The sequence below is a fragment of the Bacillus benzoevorans genome, from assembly GCF_014207535.1.
GTDB classification, from domain to species: domain Bacteria; phylum Bacillota; class Bacilli; order Bacillales; family Cytobacillaceae; genus Bacillus_BD; species Bacillus_BD benzoevorans.
Window position 1 is genome coordinate 94,159 of the sequence record NZ_JACHGK010000004.1, and the last position, 18,694, is coordinate 112,852.

The 18,694-nt window shown below is 41.3% G+C and carries 19 protein-coding genes; 5 read left to right on the forward strand and 14 right to left on the reverse strand.

Features of this window, described 5'->3' with window-relative positions:
- Positions 1-41: 41 nt before the first annotated feature.
- The 7 genes from HNR53_RS08055 to HNR53_RS08085 all read right to left on the reverse strand — a co-directional run bounded on the left by HNR53_RS08055 (position 42) and on the right by HNR53_RS08085 (position 7,390).
- On the reverse strand, positions 42-377 hold the full coding sequence (locus HNR53_RS08055; RefSeq protein ID WP_184524706.1) for a hypothetical protein: 336 nt from the start codon (positions 375-377) through the stop codon (positions 42-44).
- 187 nt (positions 378-564) lie between these two features.
- Complete coding sequence (locus tag HNR53_RS08060) at positions 565-921, reverse strand: toprim domain-containing protein (RefSeq protein WP_184524708.1); 357 nt, start codon at positions 919-921, stop codon at positions 565-567.
- A 136-nt stretch (positions 922-1,057) separates the two neighbouring features.
- Positions 1,058-1,441, reverse strand: coding sequence for a glycine cleavage system protein GcvH (gene gcvH, locus HNR53_RS08065; RefSeq protein WP_184524710.1), 384 nt, complete (start codon positions 1,439-1,441; stop codon positions 1,058-1,060).
- A gap of 41 nt (positions 1,442-1,482) precedes the next feature.
- Complete coding sequence (locus tag HNR53_RS08070; protein ID WP_184524712.1) at positions 1,483-1,842, reverse strand: arsenate reductase family protein; 360 nt, start codon at positions 1,840-1,842, stop codon at positions 1,483-1,485.
- A 135-nt stretch (positions 1,843-1,977) separates the two neighbouring features.
- Complete coding sequence (locus tag HNR53_RS08075; protein WP_184524714.1) at positions 1,978-3,762, reverse strand: acyl-CoA dehydrogenase family protein; 1,785 nt, start codon at positions 3,760-3,762, stop codon at positions 1,978-1,980.
- A 37-nt stretch (positions 3,763-3,799) separates the two neighbouring features.
- Complete coding sequence (locus HNR53_RS08080) at positions 3,800-4,975, reverse strand: acetyl-CoA C-acetyltransferase (protein WP_184524716.1); 1,176 nt, start codon at positions 4,973-4,975, stop codon at positions 3,800-3,802.
- A gap of 30 nt (positions 4,976-5,005) precedes the next feature.
- Complete coding sequence (locus HNR53_RS08085) at positions 5,006-7,390, reverse strand: 3-hydroxyacyl-CoA dehydrogenase/enoyl-CoA hydratase family protein (RefSeq protein WP_184524718.1); 2,385 nt, start codon at positions 7,388-7,390, stop codon at positions 5,006-5,008.
- A 158-nt stretch (positions 7,391-7,548) separates the two neighbouring features.
- On the opposite strand from HNR53_RS08085, the gene HNR53_RS08090 reads away from it, so the two are divergent.
- The 3 genes from HNR53_RS08090 to HNR53_RS08100 are packed head-to-tail and all read left to right on the forward strand — an operon-like array spanning position 7,549 to position 8,351.
- Positions 7,549-7,692: a YuzL family protein gene (locus HNR53_RS08090; protein ID WP_184524720.1), complete on the forward strand. Its 144-nt coding sequence runs from the start codon at positions 7,549-7,551 to the stop codon at positions 7,690-7,692.
- A 13-nt stretch (positions 7,693-7,705) separates the two neighbouring features.
- A complete protein-coding gene (locus tag HNR53_RS08095; RefSeq protein WP_184524722.1) occupies positions 7,706-7,981 on the forward strand; it encodes a hypothetical protein in 276 nt (91 codons plus the stop codon).
- A gap of 16 nt (positions 7,982-7,997) precedes the next feature.
- Positions 7,998-8,351, forward strand: coding sequence for a spore coat protein (locus HNR53_RS08100; RefSeq protein ID WP_184524724.1), 354 nt, complete (start codon positions 7,998-8,000; stop codon positions 8,349-8,351).
- 93 nt (positions 8,352-8,444) lie between these two features.
- On the opposite strand, the gene HNR53_RS08105 is transcribed toward HNR53_RS08100, so the two are convergent.
- Together HNR53_RS08105 and HNR53_RS08110 are read right to left on the reverse strand one after the other, a co-directional pair.
- Positions 8,445-9,617 (reverse strand): FtsW/RodA/SpoVE family cell cycle protein, encoded by a 1,173-nt coding sequence (locus tag HNR53_RS08105; RefSeq protein ID WP_184524726.1) that lies wholly within the window; start codon positions 9,615-9,617, stop codon positions 8,445-8,447.
- A 383-nt stretch (positions 9,618-10,000) separates the two neighbouring features.
- Positions 10,001-10,798: a TerC family protein gene (locus HNR53_RS08110; protein ID WP_184524728.1), complete on the reverse strand. Its 798-nt coding sequence runs from the start codon at positions 10,796-10,798 to the stop codon at positions 10,001-10,003.
- A 552-nt stretch (positions 10,799-11,350) separates the two neighbouring features.
- Here HNR53_RS08110 and HNR53_RS08115 point away from each other — a divergent pair.
- Positions 11,351-11,500, forward strand: a complete 150-nt coding sequence (locus tag HNR53_RS08115; RefSeq protein WP_184524731.1) for a hypothetical protein — start codon at positions 11,351-11,353, stop codon at positions 11,498-11,500.
- A 48-nt stretch (positions 11,501-11,548) separates the two neighbouring features.
- On the opposite strand, the gene HNR53_RS08120 is transcribed toward HNR53_RS08115, so the two are convergent.
- The 4 genes from HNR53_RS08120 to HNR53_RS08135 form a co-directional block, all read right to left on the reverse strand.
- The gene (locus HNR53_RS08120; protein WP_184524733.1) at positions 11,549-12,412 is read right to left on the reverse strand and encodes a sugar phosphate isomerase/epimerase family protein; all 864 of its coding nucleotides are present in this window, start codon (positions 12,410-12,412) and stop codon (positions 11,549-11,551) included.
- Between the two features lie 4 nt (positions 12,413-12,416).
- Positions 12,417-13,421: a Gfo/Idh/MocA family protein gene (locus HNR53_RS08125; RefSeq protein WP_184524735.1), complete on the reverse strand. Its 1,005-nt coding sequence runs from the start codon at positions 13,419-13,421 to the stop codon at positions 12,417-12,419.
- 72 nt (positions 13,422-13,493) lie between these two features.
- On the reverse strand, positions 13,494-14,645 hold the full coding sequence (locus HNR53_RS08130; protein ID WP_184524737.1) for a Gfo/Idh/MocA family protein: 1,152 nt from the start codon (positions 14,643-14,645) through the stop codon (positions 13,494-13,496).
- Entirely contained in the window at positions 14,645-15,535 is an 891-nt protein-coding gene (locus HNR53_RS08135) for a TIM barrel protein (protein ID WP_184524739.1), read from the reverse strand. Before HNR53_RS08135 ends, HNR53_RS08130 begins: the two co-directional genes overlap by 1 nt.
- 220 nt (positions 15,536-15,755) lie before the next feature.
- Between HNR53_RS08135 and HNR53_RS08140 the strand changes: the two genes are divergently transcribed.
- Positions 15,756-17,000: a helix-turn-helix transcriptional regulator gene (locus tag HNR53_RS08140; protein WP_184524741.1), complete on the forward strand. Its 1,245-nt coding sequence runs from the start codon at positions 15,756-15,758 to the stop codon at positions 16,998-17,000.
- Positions 17,001-17,056: 56 nt separating this feature from the next.
- Here HNR53_RS08140 and HNR53_RS08145 read toward each other — a convergent pair whose 3' ends face one another.
- The gene (locus HNR53_RS08145) at positions 17,057-18,466 is read right to left on the reverse strand and encodes an MFS transporter (RefSeq protein WP_377802056.1); all 1,410 of its coding nucleotides are present in this window, start codon (positions 18,464-18,466) and stop codon (positions 17,057-17,059) included.
- Between the last annotated feature and the right edge of the window lie 228 nt (positions 18,467-18,694).

Consider the following 18,694-nt stretch of genomic DNA (forward strand, 5'->3'; position numbering starts at 1 on the left):
GTCAATCATTTTATCTCCTTTTCTTATAGAATTACTTGGATTTAAGGAATTTCCGGTCGTGCTAAATAAAAAAGGGCTTCTAAGAGCAGCTGTTCGCGAAAGGACAGCGTCGTTTCAACATCTTTTGTAACGACAGCTTTCCTTAGTTTCCGTTCGCCGGCAAAGAGGGAAAGAAAGGTGTTCTGTTTTCCAGCCAGACTTTTCACAGAGAGAGCAGCACCATTATCAGGAAGCTGCAATGTATCATTTTCAATTTTGACCAGGATCTGTTCATTTTCGGTTAATAAGTAAAAAGAAAGCCTCAGCTCTTTCAGAATAAAACGGAATACCTTTTTTCGGTTAACTTCTAATGCCCATAATGTTAACAGTTCCCTCAACAGAATCGCCTCCGAATCAACCGTAATAGGAGTATATATTCCGTATGGTCTGTTTACTTTCCTGCCTTAGATATCCTGATTCGATCCAGTAATTTCAACAGAAAACAACATCAATCTATCAAGATGTTCTTAAAAGAGACAGAAAAAAGAGCAGCTCCCTTCTCTGCTCTTTTTTCTGTCTCTTTGATTACCCTTTATCTAAATGACGCGTTTCTACATGAAGATTGGCTCTTAATAAAACTTCCGCAAGATGCTGCACAGGGGCAGCGGCTACTTCGCGGTACATTCTATCGATATAAAGATTCTCAGCTTCAGGGAATTCCCTTATTAATTGTCTGCGCAGTTTTTCCCCCGCTGCATCTGCGTCAACTAAAATAAAAATTTCCTGATCGGATATATGATCGATTAACTCATCTAAGAGGGACTGGCTGATCGTGCCGTTGGTACAAATAATATCAACAGGCTCTTTCACAACCTTTTGTATTTTTCTTTTATCCGAGATCCCTTCCACAATGATAATTTTATCATGAACTAATTCGGTCATATTCGCCACCCCTTCATTAGAAAGACACGGCTTGACTTCCATCATGGCGAAAGCCGCAGTCGAATCTGCCATCCGCTTTATATACTATGCTGATAGTAAAACGAAAGCGCCCCTATTTGGACGCTTTCTAGATATATTAGTCTTCTTTCGTGATTTCCTCATACTTATCCGCAGTCAATAATTTTTCCGCTTCTGAAGCGTCAGAAGGTTCAACGACAATCATCCAAGCTTTCTCATATGGAGATTCATTAACAGACTCAGGATTATCATTTAAATCCTCGTTCACTTCAACGACTTTTCCGCTGATAGGAGCCATTAATTCAGAAACGGTTTTTACAGACTCAACACTTCCGAAGGACTCTCCTGCTGTGATTTCCGTTCCTGTTTCTGGTAATTCAACAAACACAATGTCTCCTAGTGCATGTTGAGCAAAATCAGTAATTCCTACCCTGACTTTGTCCCCTTCTGTTTTTACCCACTCGTGATCCTCAGTATAACGTAAGTCCTTTGGAATATTCATGCAGTTCCCTCCAATAAATATTATGTTTTTTTGTGATAAACTTACTTTTTCCAGGTTTGGGCAAATTCCTCTTCTTTAAAACCAACTGTCACTTTTTCTTGATCTGTTACAATCGGTCTTTTGATCAACATTCCATCAGAGGCTAGTAAATCAAGAAGTTCATCCTCTGATGCCTCTTTTATCCGATCCTTTAATCCGAGATCCCTGTAGCGCTGGCCGCTTGTATTAAAAAACTTCTTAATATCCAGCCCGCTTTTCCTGTACAGGTCTTCCAATTGAGATCGAGATGGAGGATTGTCGACAATATGTATTTCTTCAAAAGGAATTTGTTGGTCATCCAGCCATTTCTTTGCTTTTCGACATGTCCCACATTTAGGATACCAATAAAATATCAGGTTCATACATATCACCTCAGCAATCTCCATTAAATTGTAGAACTTGACATTATCTTACCATATTATGGTCCATATTCGAAATGATTAACGTTAATAAACCAAATTCAAAAAGCCCTCTGTTTAGAGAGCTTCAAAATCTTTTTAAACGACATACCGCTCTGACTTGATAAGCTTTTCTGCTGCTTCGCGTTTTTTTGCAATGATATTTACCGGTGTAAAACGGGTGAATTTCCTTAGTGCTGAGAGCATCATCCGTAATGTATCCCCTTCCTCCACCGCAAGCAATGTTTCTTTGGCGTCTAGTTCAAGCTGTTGAAAAGCTTCCTGGCAAAAAATTTCGCTGTAAAGCAGCTTCTGGCTGCAGAAGGCTGCCCCTAACCGCTTGATTGCCTTTTCGGTGCGCAGAACGGCCGATTCCATCGCATATACATTTGAAACGATATCTGCGATATTAACTAAGATTTCCTGTTCTTCCTCCAGTGCTTTAGCAAATTTCTTCACTGCTAATCCTGCCGCGAGAAGTGCTATTTTCTTTCCGTTCTCCACCAGCATTTTTTCCTTTGCGAGCGGCTCATCCCCCGGCTCCCGGGGCATATATGTCATGAGATCGGCTTGCAATTCTCGCGCCCTTTCAAGCAGCGGAAGTTCCCCTTTCATCCCTTTCCGCATTAATGTGGCAGGGACAAGGAGGCGGTTGATTTCATTTGTTCCTTCAAAAATACGATTAATTCTCGAATCGCGATAAATTCTTTCTATTTCATAATCGGCCATATACCCATACCCGCCATGGAGCTGGACTCCCTCATCAGCGATATAGTCGAGCATCTCACTGGCAAATACTTTATTTAAAGAACATTCAATTGCATATTCGGCAATCGATTCTGCTACTCTTTTTCCATTTCCGGCATCTTCTGGGGATAATTTGCTCATTTTTTCTTCAAACAAGCCCACCGTGCGGTAAACAGAGCTTTCAGCTGCATAAATAGCAGACGCCATCGACGCCAGCTTCTCCTTTGTTAAAGGAAATTGTGAGAGAAACTTCTTAAACTGCTGCCGTTGGTTTGTGTATTGAATCGTGATATCTAATGCCCGTTTTGCCGATCCAACCGCTCCAACCCCCAGCTTATAGCGGCCAATATTTAAGATATTAAAGGCGATCACATGACCTTTCCCCGCATCTCCAAGGAGATTCTCTTTCGGGACAAGAGCATCCTCTAAAATTAATGTCCGGGTCGATGAGCTTTTCAATCCCATCTTCTTTTCTTCGGATCCGGTAGACACCCCCGGATAATCTCTCTCGACAATAAAAGCGGAGAAATGTTCCCCGTCAATTTTGGCGTAAACAATAAAGACATCTGCAAAGCCTGAATTCGTAATCCACTGTTTTTCTCCGTTTAAAATATAATGGGTTCCGGCATCGTTTAATTTTGCGGTTGTCTTTGCTCCCAGTGCATCTGAGCCTGAACCCGGTTCTGTTAAAGCATAGGCGGATATTTTTTCCCCTGTTGCAAAAAAGGGCAGATACTTTTGTTTCTGGGCATCTGAGCCAAAAAGGATAATAGGCAAAGAGCCAATCCCGACATGGGCGCCATGGGTAATGGAAAAACCGCCGACGCGGGCTATTTTTTCGGTTATCAAGGCTGAACTAATTTTATCGAGACCAAGTCCGCCATATTCCTCGGGCACATCAGCAGCCAATAAACCTAATTCACCTGCTTTTTTCATCAGCTGTACGGAACGGGTAAAATCCTGATTTTCCAGGTGCTCCATTACCGGCACCACTTCTTTTTCGACAAAGTCCTCAATTGTTTTTGCCATCAATTTTTGTTCATCATTAAAATCCTCTGGTGTATACACCCTGTCACATGAAATTTTCTCGGTTAAAAAGCTTCCTCCGGCAATCGCCTCGTTGATTTGATTCGCCATCTCCATATCCCCTTCCCGTAAAAATCCGAATCACAGATTACAGCAATTCAAAAACACCTGCAGCCCCCATTCCACCGCCAATACACATTGTTACAACCCCAAATTGTACTTGACGCCGTTTCATTTCATGCAGCAGAGTTAAGGTTAGCTTCGTTCCTGTGCAGCCTAATGGATGACCTAAAGCGATCGCTCCCCCGTTCACATTCACCTTTTCTTCATCCAGGGCGAGTTCTCGAATGACCTGCAGGGATTGGGATGCAAAGGCTTCATTTAATTCAAACAGACCTATATCGGAAATCTCCAGGCGGGCTAATTGCAATGCTTTCGGAATCGCCGCCACCGGGCCCATTCCCATGATTTCAGGCGGAACTCCCCCAACAGCAAAGGCTCTAAACTTTGCCAGCGGCTTTAATCCGAGTGATTCGGCTTTTTCCCGATCCATGACCAAAACTGCCGCAGCCCCATCGCTGATCTGTGATGCATTTCCGGCTGTAACCGTCCCGTTCAGGGTGAAGGAAGGACGGAGCGCTGCCAGCTTTTCAATGCTTGTATCCGAGCGCACTCCTTCATCGCAGCTGAAGGAAATCCTTTTTTCAACAAGCTTATGATCCTTATTGAACGTTACCTGAATGACTTCGACAGGGACAATTTCCGCGGCAAATTTCCCTTCTTGAATGGCCTGCGCCGCCTTTTGGTGGCTTTGGACGGCAAAGGCATCCTGGTCTTCACGTGATACATTGAATTTCCTTGCTACTTCCTCAGCCGTATGCCCCATGCTCATGTAGTACTGCGGTGCATTTTCGGCCAGCTTGATATTCGGACGTGCCACATGCCCAAACATCGGAACTAGGCTCATCGATTCGACCCCGCCGGCAATTATCGTATCGCCATAGCCCAGCATAATTCTTTCCGCGGCAAAGGCAATCGACTGCAGCCCGGAGGAACAATAGCGGTTGATCGTAATGGCCGGGACTGTATAAGGAAGACCGGCCAACGCGCCGATATTCCGGGCGATATTCAAACCCTGCTCTGCCTCGGGCATGGCACAGCCGATAATCAGATCATCGATAGAGCCTTCGTAGCCTCCGGCACGTTTTAACGTTTCTTTGACAACAAGCGCTCCTAAGTCATCCGGCCGGACATGGGCAAGTGTACCTTTTTTTGCCTTTCCGACAGGGGTCCTTGCCCCTGTTACAATGACTGCTTCTCCCATTCACCCAGCACCTTTCCATTTTTTATTTGTTTAATTTCGCAGCGGTTTTCCTTTTATGAGCATATGCTGCATCCGCTGCATGGTTTTCGTCTCGGTTACCAAGCTAAGAAAGGCCTCTCGTTCCAAATCAAGCAGGTATTGCTCATCAACCAAAGTGCCGAATGGCACCTTTCCCCCTGCAATGACATACGCTAGTTTTTTGGCGATTTTCAAATCATGCTCGGAAATGTTTCCAGAGGACAGGAGCGATTGTGCCGCTAAAAGAAGTGTGGCGTATCCGGTTTCTCCTGTAACCGGAATCTTTGCTCTCTGCGGCGGTTTATAACCTCTCTCTGAAAGGGTCAAAACCACTTGTTTGGCATCATGGAGCAAATAGCTGCCGTTCGCACTGATTCCGTCAGATGCGTTGAGAAAATGATGCTGGGCGGCTTCGGCAGCAGAACCCGATACCTTTGCCATGGCAATCGTTTCAAATACCTTATTGGCCACCTTTTGCAGGTCAAATTCAATCCCTTTCGGCATGCTTCTCAACGTCTTGATATAGAGCTCCTTATTTCCTCCGCCCCCTGGGATTAAGCCCACCCCAGTTTCAACTAGTCCGATATAGGTTTCCGATGAGGCTTGAATATGCGCAGCAGGCAGGCAAACCTCGGCTCCTCCGCCGAGTGCCATCCCAAAAGGAGCAGCTACAACCGGTCTTGCACTATACTTGATTTTCATCATGGCCTGCTGAAATTGCTGCACAATGAAATCAAGTTCAAATAGGTTATCATCCTGTGCTTCCATTAGAATCATGCCAAGGTTGGCACCGACACAGAAGTTCTTTCCCTCATTCCCTATGACCAGCCCTTTATAATTTTTTTCCACTTCATCTACTGCTGCATGGATCATCTGCAGAATATCCGGACCAATCGCGTTATGCGGCGAATGAAATTCAAGCAGGACCACCCCGTCACCGATATCAACCAAAGAAGCGCCGCTATTTTTCTTGATGATACCGTTTTGTTGCTTTATTTTTTTCACATTAAGTATTTTTTGATTTTCCTCCAATCGACGATATTCACCATTGTGATAGTAATAGATATCCCCGGCTTCCTCCTTATAAAAAGTTGAAAAACCTTGTTCCAGCATATCTGTTACCCAACGAGGAATAGATTTACCTGATGTCTTCAGGATTTCTACTGATTGCTTTAAACCGAGAGCGTCCCACATTTCGAATGGTCCCCGTTCCCAGCCAAAGCCCCACTTCATAGCCTGATCCACCGCGGCAATATGAGGAGCAATTTCATCCAGTTTTTCGGCGGAGTACAGACATACCGGGGTTAGAACATTCCACAACAAACTTCCGGCCCGGTCATTTGAATACAAAAGCATCCGCAGCTTTTGGCTCCAGTCATTCGCCAGCCCGCTCTCTTCAATTGCGGCACTTTTTAGTTTCCGCCGCGGCTGATATTGCATCGTAACAGGGTTCAGTTCGAGAATTTCCTTTCCTTTCTTTTCATAAAAGCCCTGACCGCTTTTATTGCCCAACCATCCTCTCTTCATCATTTCTTGCATAAATGGCGGTGGGGAAAAATCCGCTTTCTCTGCTCCCACTAAGACCTGGTGAACAGTGTCTGCCACATGGAGAAATGTATCAATCCCGACGACATCAAGTGTTCTGAACGTTGCGCTTTTCGGCCGTCCAATTAAAGGACCTGTGACAGAATCAACCTCACCGACACTGTAATGACCCTTTTCCATTTCGCGAATCGTGACCAATAAACCATAAGTGCCGATTCGGTTCGCAATAAAATTAGGGGTATCCTTGGCAACTACCACTCCTTTACCAAGGACTTCCTCAGCAAAGTGTTTCATAAATTCAAGGACGTGTGGTGCTGTTTTTTCTCCAGGAATCATTTCAAGAAGCTTTAAATAACGAGGAGGATTAAAAAAATGGGTGCCGAGAAAATGACGGCAGAAATCTTCTGAACGCCCTTCTGACATGGCAGTGATAGAAATTCCTGATGTATTCGAACTAACGATACTTCCTTGTTTCCGGTATTGATCGACCAAGGTAAAGATTTGTTTTTTTATCTCCAGATTTTCTACAACCGCTTCGATAATCCAGTCCGCTTCACGCAGCTTGTGTCTATCATCCTCCAAGTTTCCGGCATCAATAAAGGAAAGATTTTGCCTGATGGTAAGCGGTGCCGGCTTCTGTTTTAATAAATTTTTCAAGGCATTCTCACTTAACCTGTTACGAACTTTGCTATCCTGAAGTGTAAAACCTTGCTCCTTTTCAGTTTCAGTCAGCCGCGATGGTACCCTATCGAGGAGCAGCACGGAGATACCTGAGTTTGCTAACAGAGCAGCAATACCTGAACCCATAACACCAGAACCTAATACTGCTGCTGTGCGAATATCTGTGACCAATTCATAACCCCCTTTTCCCTTTCACCTCTCCCGCTACTGTTAGTTTATAAAAAATGGACAATGAAATATGACAGATTATTTGAAAAACTCATCAAAGTATAGCGCCCGATTCATGAAACATTCATTATCGGACATGCTAAACGTGGAGGTGATTGTCATTGGTTAAAAGAGTAAAGAACCCTTCAAAAGCAGCGATCAGCGCAGCAAGTGTAAAGGGGAATGCCGGTCCCGGGGTAGAAAATGAGCACGGACCAGAAAAAGTAAACAGCCAAAATAACCAGTTTAAAAGAAGAACGGAATAAGGAGGCAAAAACAATGCAGCAGCAAAACTTTCAAACACAAAATCAACAGGTCGTTTTTCAGCAGCCGCCGGCTGTCATCTCCACAAAGGATGCGCTCTATTTAACGGATATGCTTTCCTGGAATCTGCTGGCCATGAAAAAAGCTAACTTCTATGCGCAGCAAGTTCAGGATCAGGAACTGATCCATGCATTTAATGCGTGCGGACAAATGCATCAGCGGCACTATACGCGTATCCTTTCACACTTAAACAATCAAAATCAAGCTTCATTTGGAAGCATGCAGCAATAAACAGGAGGCGGTCAGGATGAATCAAAATTGGCAAGGTCAGAACCAAGCGCTTGGGAATCCAGAAGCGCAGGTGCAAAAAACAGCGCAAATGAATGAACGTGATTTCACGAATGATTTATTAGCGACGGAAAAAGCGATGACGGATTCTTACAGCATTTATTTAAACGAGGCAAGCCACCAGGCCCTGTATCAGGATATCTGGAATATTTATTCCGAAGCGCAAAATGAACAACGGGAACTGTATAATCTCATGTTCCGCAAAGGCTGGTATAAACTTGAACCTGCAGAAGCACAAAAGCTGCAGCAAAAATTCCAGCAATTCCAAGGATACACCTCACAGTTCCCCTATGGAAACGGCACCATCCAATAACGAAAAATTCGGGGCGTCACAGTGGCGCCCCGAATTTTGCCAAAAAGCAGAGAAAAAACCGCAATCACGCGGCTTTTTCTCTGCTTTTGCTGTTCAATCGCTTTTGGAAAACATGTATTTCTTATGATGGTAGCGAATCGAGAATATCAGACCGACAGCGAGCATATTTCCCATTAAGGAACTGCCGCCATAACTGATAAACGGCAGCGGAATTCCCGTGATCGGCAAAAGACCAATCGTCATACCGATATTTTGAAACACGTGGAATGTCAGCATGCTGATGACTCCAACACATACATAAGTGTAAAAAGCATTCTTCGTTTCCATACCTACCTTTGTAATATGGTAGATCAAAAGAAAGAATAGGCTGATGAGAACGCTGGCCCCGATAAAACCAAATTCTTCTCCGACGATACTGAAGATAAAATCGGAATGGCTTTCCGGCAAATAAACCTCCCGGGTCCCAAATCCTTTCCCCGATGTTTCCCCGGAACCAATGGCGAGAAGCGATCGGACAAGCTGATAACCGGCCGAGCTTTGAAAATTATACGGATCAATCCAGGAATAAATCCGGCCGAATTGGTATTCCTTTACTCCTAGATATTTTTCCAAAATCTCCGGCTGCCAGAGAACAAAATAAAAAATAACAGAGATCAGGACGACAGCACTGCTGAAAATTGGCACTAAAATCTTCCAGGTGATCCCTGAAATGAATACCATTCCTAGTAAAATGGCGATAAACACAAGCGAGGTCCCTAAGTCCGGCTGCTGCATAACAAATAATAACGGCACCATCGTAACCCCGCCTAATTTGAGCAGGAGCAATAGATCTGTCTGGATTGTTTTCACTATATATTTGTGATGATGCTCTACTATGACCCTTGATAATGCCAGAATGATAAACACTTTCACAAATTCTGACGGCTGGATCGAGCCCATTCCGGGAACTTTATACCAGCTCTTTGCTCCATTAATCACCGGGGCAATTGGTTCCGGAGCAACGATTAAAAACGCTAAGAGAAAGAGCCCGAAACCATAGGCATACCATGATATTTTTTTTAATTGATCCGAATCCAATGTAATGACAGAGGCAATAATCATCGTTCCCACACAGTACCAGACAATTTGTTTCAAAAAGAAATTTTCCTGATACTGACCTGTTGATTGGGCGCTGAAAATGGAAATGCAGCTGGCAATGCAGAGCAGCATTAGAATTAATACAAGGTTAAAATCTATTCTCGACGTTGATTGCTTATTCGTTGTCATACTATTCACCTTCTAAGGAAACTGCCTTTCTTCCAGGATAGAAACCAATAATTATCATACAATGTCTCATTATATTTTTAAAATGGCCGGAGCACAACATTTCAATTTATTTTAAATAATATTTCTTTTTATCCATGAATAGCAGAGCATGATGATAAAGCAGGATCTTTCCTCCGCAAAAAAAAACTGCATGCCGTCATGTGACGGACATACAGTTTGAAAAGAGAGGAGGTTATGGGTATGCCGTAAAGGATAAGCAGTGTTATCCTTTACTATTACATATGTTTTTTTAGCAAAGTTGTACAGGCTATCCCCCTGCTTATGAAAAAAAGGGCAGTTAACTTCTTAAGGTATAAAAAGCGAGCACCAAAAGGCGCTCGCTTTTATTCTACAACCTCTTTTTTTGCTTTCACTGCTCCTTCTGGTTTGGATAAAAACCAGCCGGCCACAGCAATTCCAATTAAGACAATATAGAAGGTCGCCTTCCATGCAGATGATTCCGCGAAACTATGAGAAATGAAGGCTAACTGAGGATGTGCCAAGGTATGAACAAGTAATTTAACCCCTACCCAGCCTACGATACAGAATGCAGCAATCTCTAGGCCTGGCTTTTTATCCAGCAGCTTGACAAACATATTCGCGGCAAAACGCATAATCACTAACCCAATCATACCACCTGCTAAAATGACGATGAAATGACCGCCGTTCATTCCGCCGATATCAGCAATCGGCAGTTCCGGAAGTGTAACACCTAAAGCTACTGCAGCTAAGATTGAATCAATCGCAAAGGCGATATCAGCAAGCTCCACCTTAAGGACAGTTATCCAGAAGCTGCTCTGTTTTTTCGGCTTTTCTACCTTTTCAAGTTCTTCTTCGTCTTCTTTCGCCTTCCCTTTTGCCCATTTCCTAATTAGATGATTAATAGACATGAAGAGCAAATACGCAGCACCCAAAGCCTGAACCTGCCATACATCGACAAGATAAGAGATAATAAATAGCGAACCAAAGCGGAATAAAAACGCTCCTACTAATCCATAAAATAATGCTTTTCTCCGATTTTCTTCCGGCAAGTGCCGGACCATAATGGCCAGAACAAGTGCATTGTCTGTTGCCAATAAACCTTCTAACACAATTAAAACAAGCAATACCCATCCATATTCCATTAATAGTGCTAATTCCATTTGCAGCCTCCTTCTATTTTTAGCCAAAATAAAGACCTTTACCATGCTGGTAAAGGTCTGATTTTACGCATAATAATAGACCTTACCTGCTGGTAAAGGTCTGGCTAACAACGAATCATTCAAAACGAATCGCTGCCAACAAAGCCGGGAGATATCCTCCGTAATGACGACTTTGCTGTAAAAGCTACTCCCCTTTAGGAATAAACTCTTATTCTTATATAAACATATTAAAGGAGTTAATAGGATATTGTCAAGAATTTTATTTCTACCGCTATTTTTAGAGGACGTCATTTTTCCTGCTGTACGCCATTATTTACCGATAAAAAAATTTGAAAAAACTAAAACACTTTCAATCTTACTGAAATAAAATTTTTTATTTGACGGTCATAAAATGAAAATGATTATCGAATACTCTATATATCATAGGTCTACAGACTTATTTTCCAAACATAATTAAACGATACCGGTTGTGCATTCTATATTTATATCGTACAATTGGTTCTATATAGAGAACAAATAAAGAACGATTGATTTATTTTGGGAGTGAATAAAATGTTTAAAACATTGATAGATATCGATAAATTATTAGAAGATACGAAAATACTAGCAAAAAAGTCGGCACCGATAGAATATATTTCGGTTGAAATCGATCGTTTGCTTAATGAAACCTCTGACACGGGACAAATGAATTATGTAAAATAAAGAGGCTGTCCGTCATCAACAGCCCCGTACTTCATATTTCACATCGTCTTAAAACCAGTCGCTGTAACCCAATTTTCTTAAATTTTCTGCTGATGTTTGCAGACAGTCAAACGGATCACGGCCGTACAGTTCATCCTGCTCGACTAAGAAATACTGTGCCCCTGCTTCAAGACCGGCATCCATGATTGCCGGGATATTCAGATTGCCTTCTCCAACCTCAGCGAATTGAATCGTATTGACGAATCTGTTCATAAATTTGCCCAAATCTTTGTTAAAGTCAATATCAGTTAAATCCATCGCTCCGACACGGTAATCTTTTACATGTAATAAAGAAATGCGGTCTTTGTATTGCTTCACAAATTCTACCGGATTGACACCCGCTCTTTGAATCCAGTGTACATCGAGTTCAAAGCCGAGCTTCGTTGTATTATTTTTAATAATATCTAAGAGAAATGCACCATCAAATCTTTGGAATTCCAGATGATGTGTATGGTAGTATAACGCAATTCCATGCTCCGCCAGGCGGTGTGCCATGGCCTCTGCTCTTTCGACAAAGCCCATGATATCATCTTTATTGCCCATTAAATGAAGCGGCATCATACCAATGCGCAAAAAGTTACAATTTAATGTTTTGCAGTCGTTTACGATTTTATCAAAATCATGCTGCAATGTTTCTCCCGGCGCCCCTGGAAGCATTGGTTCAAGACCTGCAGACATCGCCGCAATCTTAATATCGAAATCCTCTGCCGCTCTTTTTAGTTCAGCAACGTTCTCCGCTGTCATCGGAATTTGTGATACTTCCACTGCATGATAGCCAAGTTCGCTGACCTTTTTCATCGTTTCATAAGCACCAAGCTCTGTTACTTTATCCTTCAGCATCATCATTTGCACGCCGATTTTTCCTTTAGCCATGGTATCATACCTCCAATTTAATTTCTTTGTTTAACTCTGAAGATGTACGGATCGCATCAATGATTTGAATCGATGGCAGCGCATCCTTTACGTGAACATAATCACTAGTGTTATTTGCGATAGAAGAATAGAATTGATTGATTAGTTTCATATGGCTGGCACCATAATAGAACTTAGATCCAGGCATTTTCGCATCCTCAACCATTCTTTCCTTGATGCCATCTTCATTCAATCGTGTTAAAATACTATCCTTTATCGTAAATTTCGCCTTTTCTAAGACAACCTGAAGCTCGACACTGGAATTTCCAAAATTGGCATTTGTGGCAAAGAACAAGCCTGTAGCCCCATTTTTATATTTAATATGGGCGGTTGCTGTATCCTCGACTTCAATCCCATAATCGAGTAAGTTACTGATCGTCCCTTTTAGCTCTTTTATTTCACCGCCAAGCAGGTGCATCAAATCCAGAGTATGAATCGATTGGTTAATCATTACACCGCCGCCGGCATATTCCATCATTCCGCGCCATGGTTTGACATCATAATAATTCTTTGGTCTAAACCAGGTAACCAGTCCCTTGACTCCAATTACCTTGCCATATGTCCCGCTTGCTGCGATTTCCTGCAGTGTTTCAAACGTTTCATTATAGCGGTTTTGAAAGCAAATACAGATTTTCACATCTGGATGTTCTGCTTCTAATTTCACTAACTCCAAACCCTCTTCTGTATTTAAAGCAAGGGGCTTTTCCTGAAGGACATGAATTCCCTTCTCTACGCATGCTTTCGTAGCATGCAGATGCAGATAGTGCGGCAGACAAACATGTACACAATCCAATTCTTCCTCTTCAATCATCACATGGTAGTCGGTATAAAAATGAACACCAGGGACCGCATCTTTTAATGCTTCATCGATATCACACACAGCAACGAGTTCCACATTTGGATTTTCTTGTATAATCGGTATGTGAATTTTAGAGATATCTCCCAGTCCAATAACGGCTGCCTTCAGCATTCGATCATCTCCCCGAGAAACGAACTCATAGAATATGGGCTATGAGTTCGTTTGATTGGTTATAAAAATAAATTATTGATTATTTTTTTCTGCTTCAATCTTTTTGTTTAATTCAGCTAGAAATACTTCTTCATCAACCGGCAGTTCTACTTCTTTCCCTAACCAGCTTGACAGATGAATAGCATTGGCTAATGCCACGCCATTAATACCGTCGCTTCCAGGAGCAATTAACGGAGTTCCATCGAGAATGTTAGCAGCAAAGTTTTCTAATACGTTGATATGCTGTTCGCCCCATACACTTTCAAATTCCAGAACTTCTTCCTCAGCGACTTCGCCAACACCGCCGCCCATGAAAAGTTGCATCGCATCTGCCCAAGTCATGCTTGCATTCATTTCGTTCTCAGTTTGTTTTAATCTTGTAATGGTTACTTTTTTGCTGTTGTCCACAACGATTTTTCCTTTATCACCTGTGATTTCAAAGCGGTCTGTACCAATCACATCATGTGTACAAGTAATAAATACACCTGTCGCCCCATTGCCATAATCAAGAATAGCTGTTACATCATCCTCAACCACGATGTCTCTTTGATAGCCATATTTCACATTCGAAGAAACCTTTTTCGGCATCCCGCAAATCCATTGCAGCAAGTCAATTTGGTGCGGAGCTTGGTTAACAAGAACGCCGCCGCCTTCTCCGCCCCATGTTGCTCTCCACTCACTTTGATTATAGTATGCTTGTGGTCTCCACCAGTTGGTAATCATCCAGTTTGTCCGGCGGATATTCCCGATTTCGCCATTATCGACAATTTCTTTGACTTTTTGATAAAGCTTATTCGTTCTTTGGTTGAAGAAAATCGCAAAAGTTAAATTCGGTTTTGTTGCCGCAAATTCATTGATTTCTTTTACTTGTTTTGTATAAACACCAGCTGGTTTTTCTAAGAGTGCATGAATATCGCGTTTTAATGCTTCAATTCCCATCTCCGCGTGCAGGTAGTGAGGAACGGTAGTGACAATGGCATCGACATTGCCGCTTTCAAGCATCTCAATATAGTTATCATAGAAAGGCACATTCGGATATTTTTCCGCACACATGGCCTTTTTCTCTGGATCGATATCGCAAATGGCGCCAATTTCCACATTTTTTACTTTTCCTTCAGAAATAAATCCTGCATAAGTACCGCCTTGTTGACCAATTCCGATAATTCCTAAACGAACCTTTTTCATTACGCATTCTCCTTGCTTTCGATATTTTTTAGAATTTCTACTAGTGCCTCATATTGCAGCTTATATCCGCCTTCACCATCAAGTCCTTTATTGTCCTTAATGATTTCTGTGGCATCCTCAAGTTCTAAGTCTTTTAATGAATCGAATAGAACGAGATGAGGTTCTAATGTTAAGAAACCTTTATAACCGCCTTTGATAGCTTGTGCCAAAATTTCGGGGATTTTTCCTTCCCCTGTCCCGCAGACAACATTTTGATTATCCGTTGTGACGGCGTCTTTAATGTGGATGTAGACGATTTCATCTTCCAGCAAATCATAGCAATCTTGCGTATCTTCACCGCATTGGACAAAGTTAGCAAAATCAAAAATTGCTTTAAAATAGGGGGAATCAACCGCTTTCAGGATTTCATGGCAGCGTCGTGAAATATCACCGTAAATATCCTTTTCATTTTCATGCAGCAGAATTACATTATATTTCCCTGCAATTGCGGCAAATTGTTTCAGTTTATCGATGACTTCATCTTTGTATGGATCTGCTTCTTCCCCTTTAGGGATGTAGAAGCTGAAGATACGAATATATTGACAGTCTAATACATGACTTATCTGACAAAGAGTATCGAGCATCTTTTTTTGCTTTTCAAATCCTTCTTCATCATTGATAAACACTTTACCGATTGGCGAACCGATGGAAGAAACAGCAACATTCCGCTTTTGCAGACGCGGCAGGACATTTTCCTTAATCTCTTCTACTGTGAAATCGCCAATGTTTTTACCGTCAATTCCGCGCAATGAAATATAGTGCATCCCCAATTTTGAAACGACCTCTAGCTGTGTATTAAAATCAGAAGAAATTTCATCTGAAAACCCTGATATGTTTAAATCTTGATTCACTGATGACTGTACCTCCTTGTTTATGAGAAAAATCTATTTATATCTTTTGTGAAATAAAACAAACTATACGATGTATGCTGCCCGTGTATCGTTTGTTTTCATGTTTTTATCTTAAATGAAATCGATTACAGATACTCGCAATATATTGCGCATTATAGTAAAATAAGAAGAAAACTTGTATACTAACACACTACCATTCATTCATAAAAGAGGTTAATATATGCAGTCATTCGAGAAAACCATAAAAAAAATTGGACAGTTCACTTATTTTTTCGCTGATATGGATACGATTTTTATGGATAAAGACTCAACAATTATTTGGGAATACGGACATAATCAATTACCGGAAACATTGCATCCCTATGTAAAAAAGATGCGAAAACAATTGAATCAAGAAAGGAGAAACGATGATGATAATGTCCTCTTTCATACAAATGAATTGAGAACGTATTATATGTCAGCAAAACTACATAATGAAGAGAAAGATTTCCTTGGTATCCTTATCGTCGGACCATTTCTCTTTGAAAAACCTTCCCCCCAGCTGGTTCAGAATGTGCTTTTCGAAAATAAACTGCCCATTTCACTAAGACATACTATGACTCAATACTATTTATCATTGCCTTTAATCAGTGAGTACAAGGTGGACATGATTGCCGAATTTCTTGCTTTTCACACGACAAACATGGACAAATTAAATAACTACCAGCCTAAATTCGCCAAGGCGGCGAATATGTTTCAAAATAAGTTTGAAGTTATTCCCGCTCCCCTACAGGAGCATCAGGAAATTTCTGTGGGGGCAATCGAGAAAAGATACTCTTTGCAAAATGAACTGATGTCAGCAGTGGAACATGGTGATATAGTAAAAGCGGAAAAATTACTGAATGAGGATATGCCCTTAGTTGAAAAAATACCAAACAGAATTCCAAATGATCCATTGCGCTCAGAGAAAAACTTAGCGTTTACCTTTAATACCTCCTTACGGATTGCCGTTGAAAAAGGAGGGTTGCATCCTTTATACATCCATAGTATTTCTGAAAAGTTTGCGATCCAAATTGAAAAAACGACCTCCATCCAACAGCTGGATGATCTACAGAATGTGATGATCCGTGAATATTGTGAAGCCGTGCGGAAGTACTCCCTTAAAAATTACAGTTTTCTAATCCGAAAAGCAATTGAGTATATCCGCTTTCACTTGGAACAGGATCTAAGCCTGGAAACGATTTGTACAGCGATTCATTCCAGCACATACGAGCTATCAAGAAAGTTTAAAAAAGAAACAGGTCAGACATTAACAGACTACATCAATGCACTAAGAATTAACGAAGCACTCTATGCAATGGAGAATCGTAATCTTTCCATTACCGATATTGCTTATATGGTTGGTTTTAATGATGTCAATTATTTTACGAAAGTCTTTAAAAAACTGAAGGGAATGACTCCTTCATCCTATAGAAAACAACTATAGCGCGAAGGGGCAAAATGAAAAAGCCCGTTGTTTTAGCGGGCTTTTTCCATTCGATACTATTTATTTGCTTCTCTTTTTGCTGCTAAATCAATAGCAAGCTGTTCTGTGCGTTTCTTGTTTAATGGATAAACGAAAACGATGAGTACGAACACAATACCAAGTGTAGCAGCAGGGACTAAAGTTGCCAGTGAATGAATCCCTTGCAGAGTTTCTGGTGCTTGCTTTGATAGTGTTGCGTTATATCCAACGGCTGCAATCGCTGCACCGCCAACACCTCCGGCCACTGCCTGTCCTAACTTGCGGGCCATTGAATAGATAGAGTAAACAGTTCCATCTTCACGTAAACCAGTTAAATATTCATGATAATCAATGACATCGGTAACGAATGCCCAAATAACAAGGTTGAAAATTTGATAACCAAGCATGGCAACAGCTAGAACAGCGATAAATTGAGTTGCATTTAAGTTTGGCAAGAAATATAAAGCTGTGTAGACAATTGCTGCTAGTAATAAACCGCCTGAAGCTACTTCCTTTTTACCAAATTTTTTCACTAATGGATTCACAAATGGCATGGCGACGAATACAGCTGCTGATTGAAGTAAACCAACCATACTTAAGCTTTGCGCACTTTGGAAGTAATCCTTAAATAGATAAACGTTTACTGCCCCAATTAACATGAAACAAATCATAAATAATAATGAAGAAACAAGGAATGTCATTAATGGTCTATTTTTCACAAGACCTTTCATTGTCTGACTCATGTTCACTTTTTGTTTATTGCTTTCAGGAGCCTGAATACGTTCAACTGATAATTTATAACAAGCCATATAGCAAGCGATAGCAAGAATACCAAAGATAATTGCCCCTAATAGGAAACGGTTCGCATCTGCTTTGTTGTCAACAAACAAAATCATTGGACCAACCACGTTAATAATTAAGCCTGCTAAATTTGCCCCTAATGTTCTCCAGCTTGATAATGAAGTACGTTCCACCGGATCCGCAGTAACAACAGAAGCCATTGAACCATAAGGAATATTAACAGTAGAATATAAAGTTCCCCAAATAATATAGGTTACATAAGCATATGCCAGATAAAATCCATGAGACATACCAGGAATATGAACGAACATTAATACTCCGCAAATGACAAGCGGGAAGGACATTCTAAAAATCCACGGGCGAAATTTTCCATTTTTACCTGCTTTTCTTGTATCAATGAATCTTCCCCATGTCACGTCTGCAAAAGCATCCCATACACGTGCCACCATAAATAACAACCCGACTGCCGCTGGATTCAAATGGTAAACGTCTGTGTAGTAAACCATTAAGAACGATGCAACAAGAATAAAGAAGAAATCGTTTCCAAAATCACCAAACAAATAACCAAATTTGTCACGCAGCCCAAACGGACGGACTTGTTTTTCGGATGTTCCATTGCCATTCTGCTTCGGTTGTGCCATACTCATTTCTTTTCGCCTCCGATATTTTAGTTTTAATTTACACTTAAGTTAGCGCCTTCATTCCCTGATTGTAGATTCATGTAAATTATTATTAGTATTAGTTCTGATTAACCATAAATACTACAACACTAGTATACTGATGTGATTAAAAAAATTAATACTAGTTTACTAGTATACATTTTAGGAAGGCGCTATCTTAATCAATGAATCATTTTTCCTGGATAGTTTGTCTCA

What these genes read in the sequence shown, in the direction of transcription:
- HNR53_RS08060 (WP_184524708.1), bottom strand. Translation starts at nt 921, where the DNA reads ATGACCGAATTAGTTCATGATAAAATTATCATTGTGGAAGGGATCTCG.
- gcvH (WP_184524710.1), bottom strand. Translation starts at nt 1,441, where the DNA reads ATGAATATTCCAAAGGACTTACGTTATACTGAGGATCACGAGTGGGTA.
- HNR53_RS08070 (WP_184524712.1), bottom strand. Translation starts at nt 1,842, where the DNA reads ATGAACCTGATATTTTATTGGTATCCTAAATGTGGGACATGTCGAAAA.
- HNR53_RS08075 (WP_184524714.1), bottom strand. Translation starts at nt 3,762, where the DNA reads ATGGCGAATCAAATCAACGAGGCGATTGCCGGAGGAAGCTTTTTAACC.
- HNR53_RS08080 (WP_184524716.1), bottom strand. Translation starts at nt 4,975, where the DNA reads ATGGGAGAAGCAGTCATTGTAACAGGGGCAAGGACCCCTGTCGGAAAG.
- HNR53_RS08095 (WP_184524722.1), top strand. Translation starts at nt 7,706, where the DNA reads ATGCAGCAGCAAAACTTTCAAACACAAAATCAACAGGTCGTTTTTCAG.
- HNR53_RS08100 (WP_184524724.1), top strand. Translation starts at nt 7,998, where the DNA reads ATGAATCAAAATTGGCAAGGTCAGAACCAAGCGCTTGGGAATCCAGAA.
- HNR53_RS08105 (WP_184524726.1), bottom strand. Translation starts at nt 9,617, where the DNA reads ATGACAACGAATAAGCAATCAACGTCGAGAATAGATTTTAACCTTGTA.
- HNR53_RS08110 (WP_184524728.1), bottom strand. Translation starts at nt 10,798, where the DNA reads ATGGAATTAGCACTATTAATGGAATATGGATGGGTATTGCTTGTTTTA.
- HNR53_RS08115 (WP_184524731.1), top strand. Translation starts at nt 11,351, where the DNA reads ATGTTTAAAACATTGATAGATATCGATAAATTATTAGAAGATACGAAA.
- HNR53_RS08120 (WP_184524733.1), bottom strand. Translation starts at nt 12,412, where the DNA reads ATGGCTAAAGGAAAAATCGGCGTGCAAATGATGATGCTGAAGGATAAA.
- HNR53_RS08125 (WP_184524735.1), bottom strand. Translation starts at nt 13,421, where the DNA reads ATGCTGAAGGCAGCCGTTATTGGACTGGGAGATATCTCTAAAATTCAC.
- HNR53_RS08130 (WP_184524737.1), bottom strand. Translation starts at nt 14,645, where the DNA reads ATGAAAAAGGTTCGTTTAGGAATTATCGGAATTGGTCAACAAGGCGGT.
- HNR53_RS08140 (WP_184524741.1), top strand. Translation starts at nt 15,756, where the DNA reads ATGCAGTCATTCGAGAAAACCATAAAAAAAATTGGACAGTTCACTTAT.
- HNR53_RS08145 (WP_377802056.1), bottom strand. Translation starts at nt 18,466, where the DNA reads ATGAGTATGGCACAACCGAAGCAGAATGGCAATGGAACATCCGAAAAA.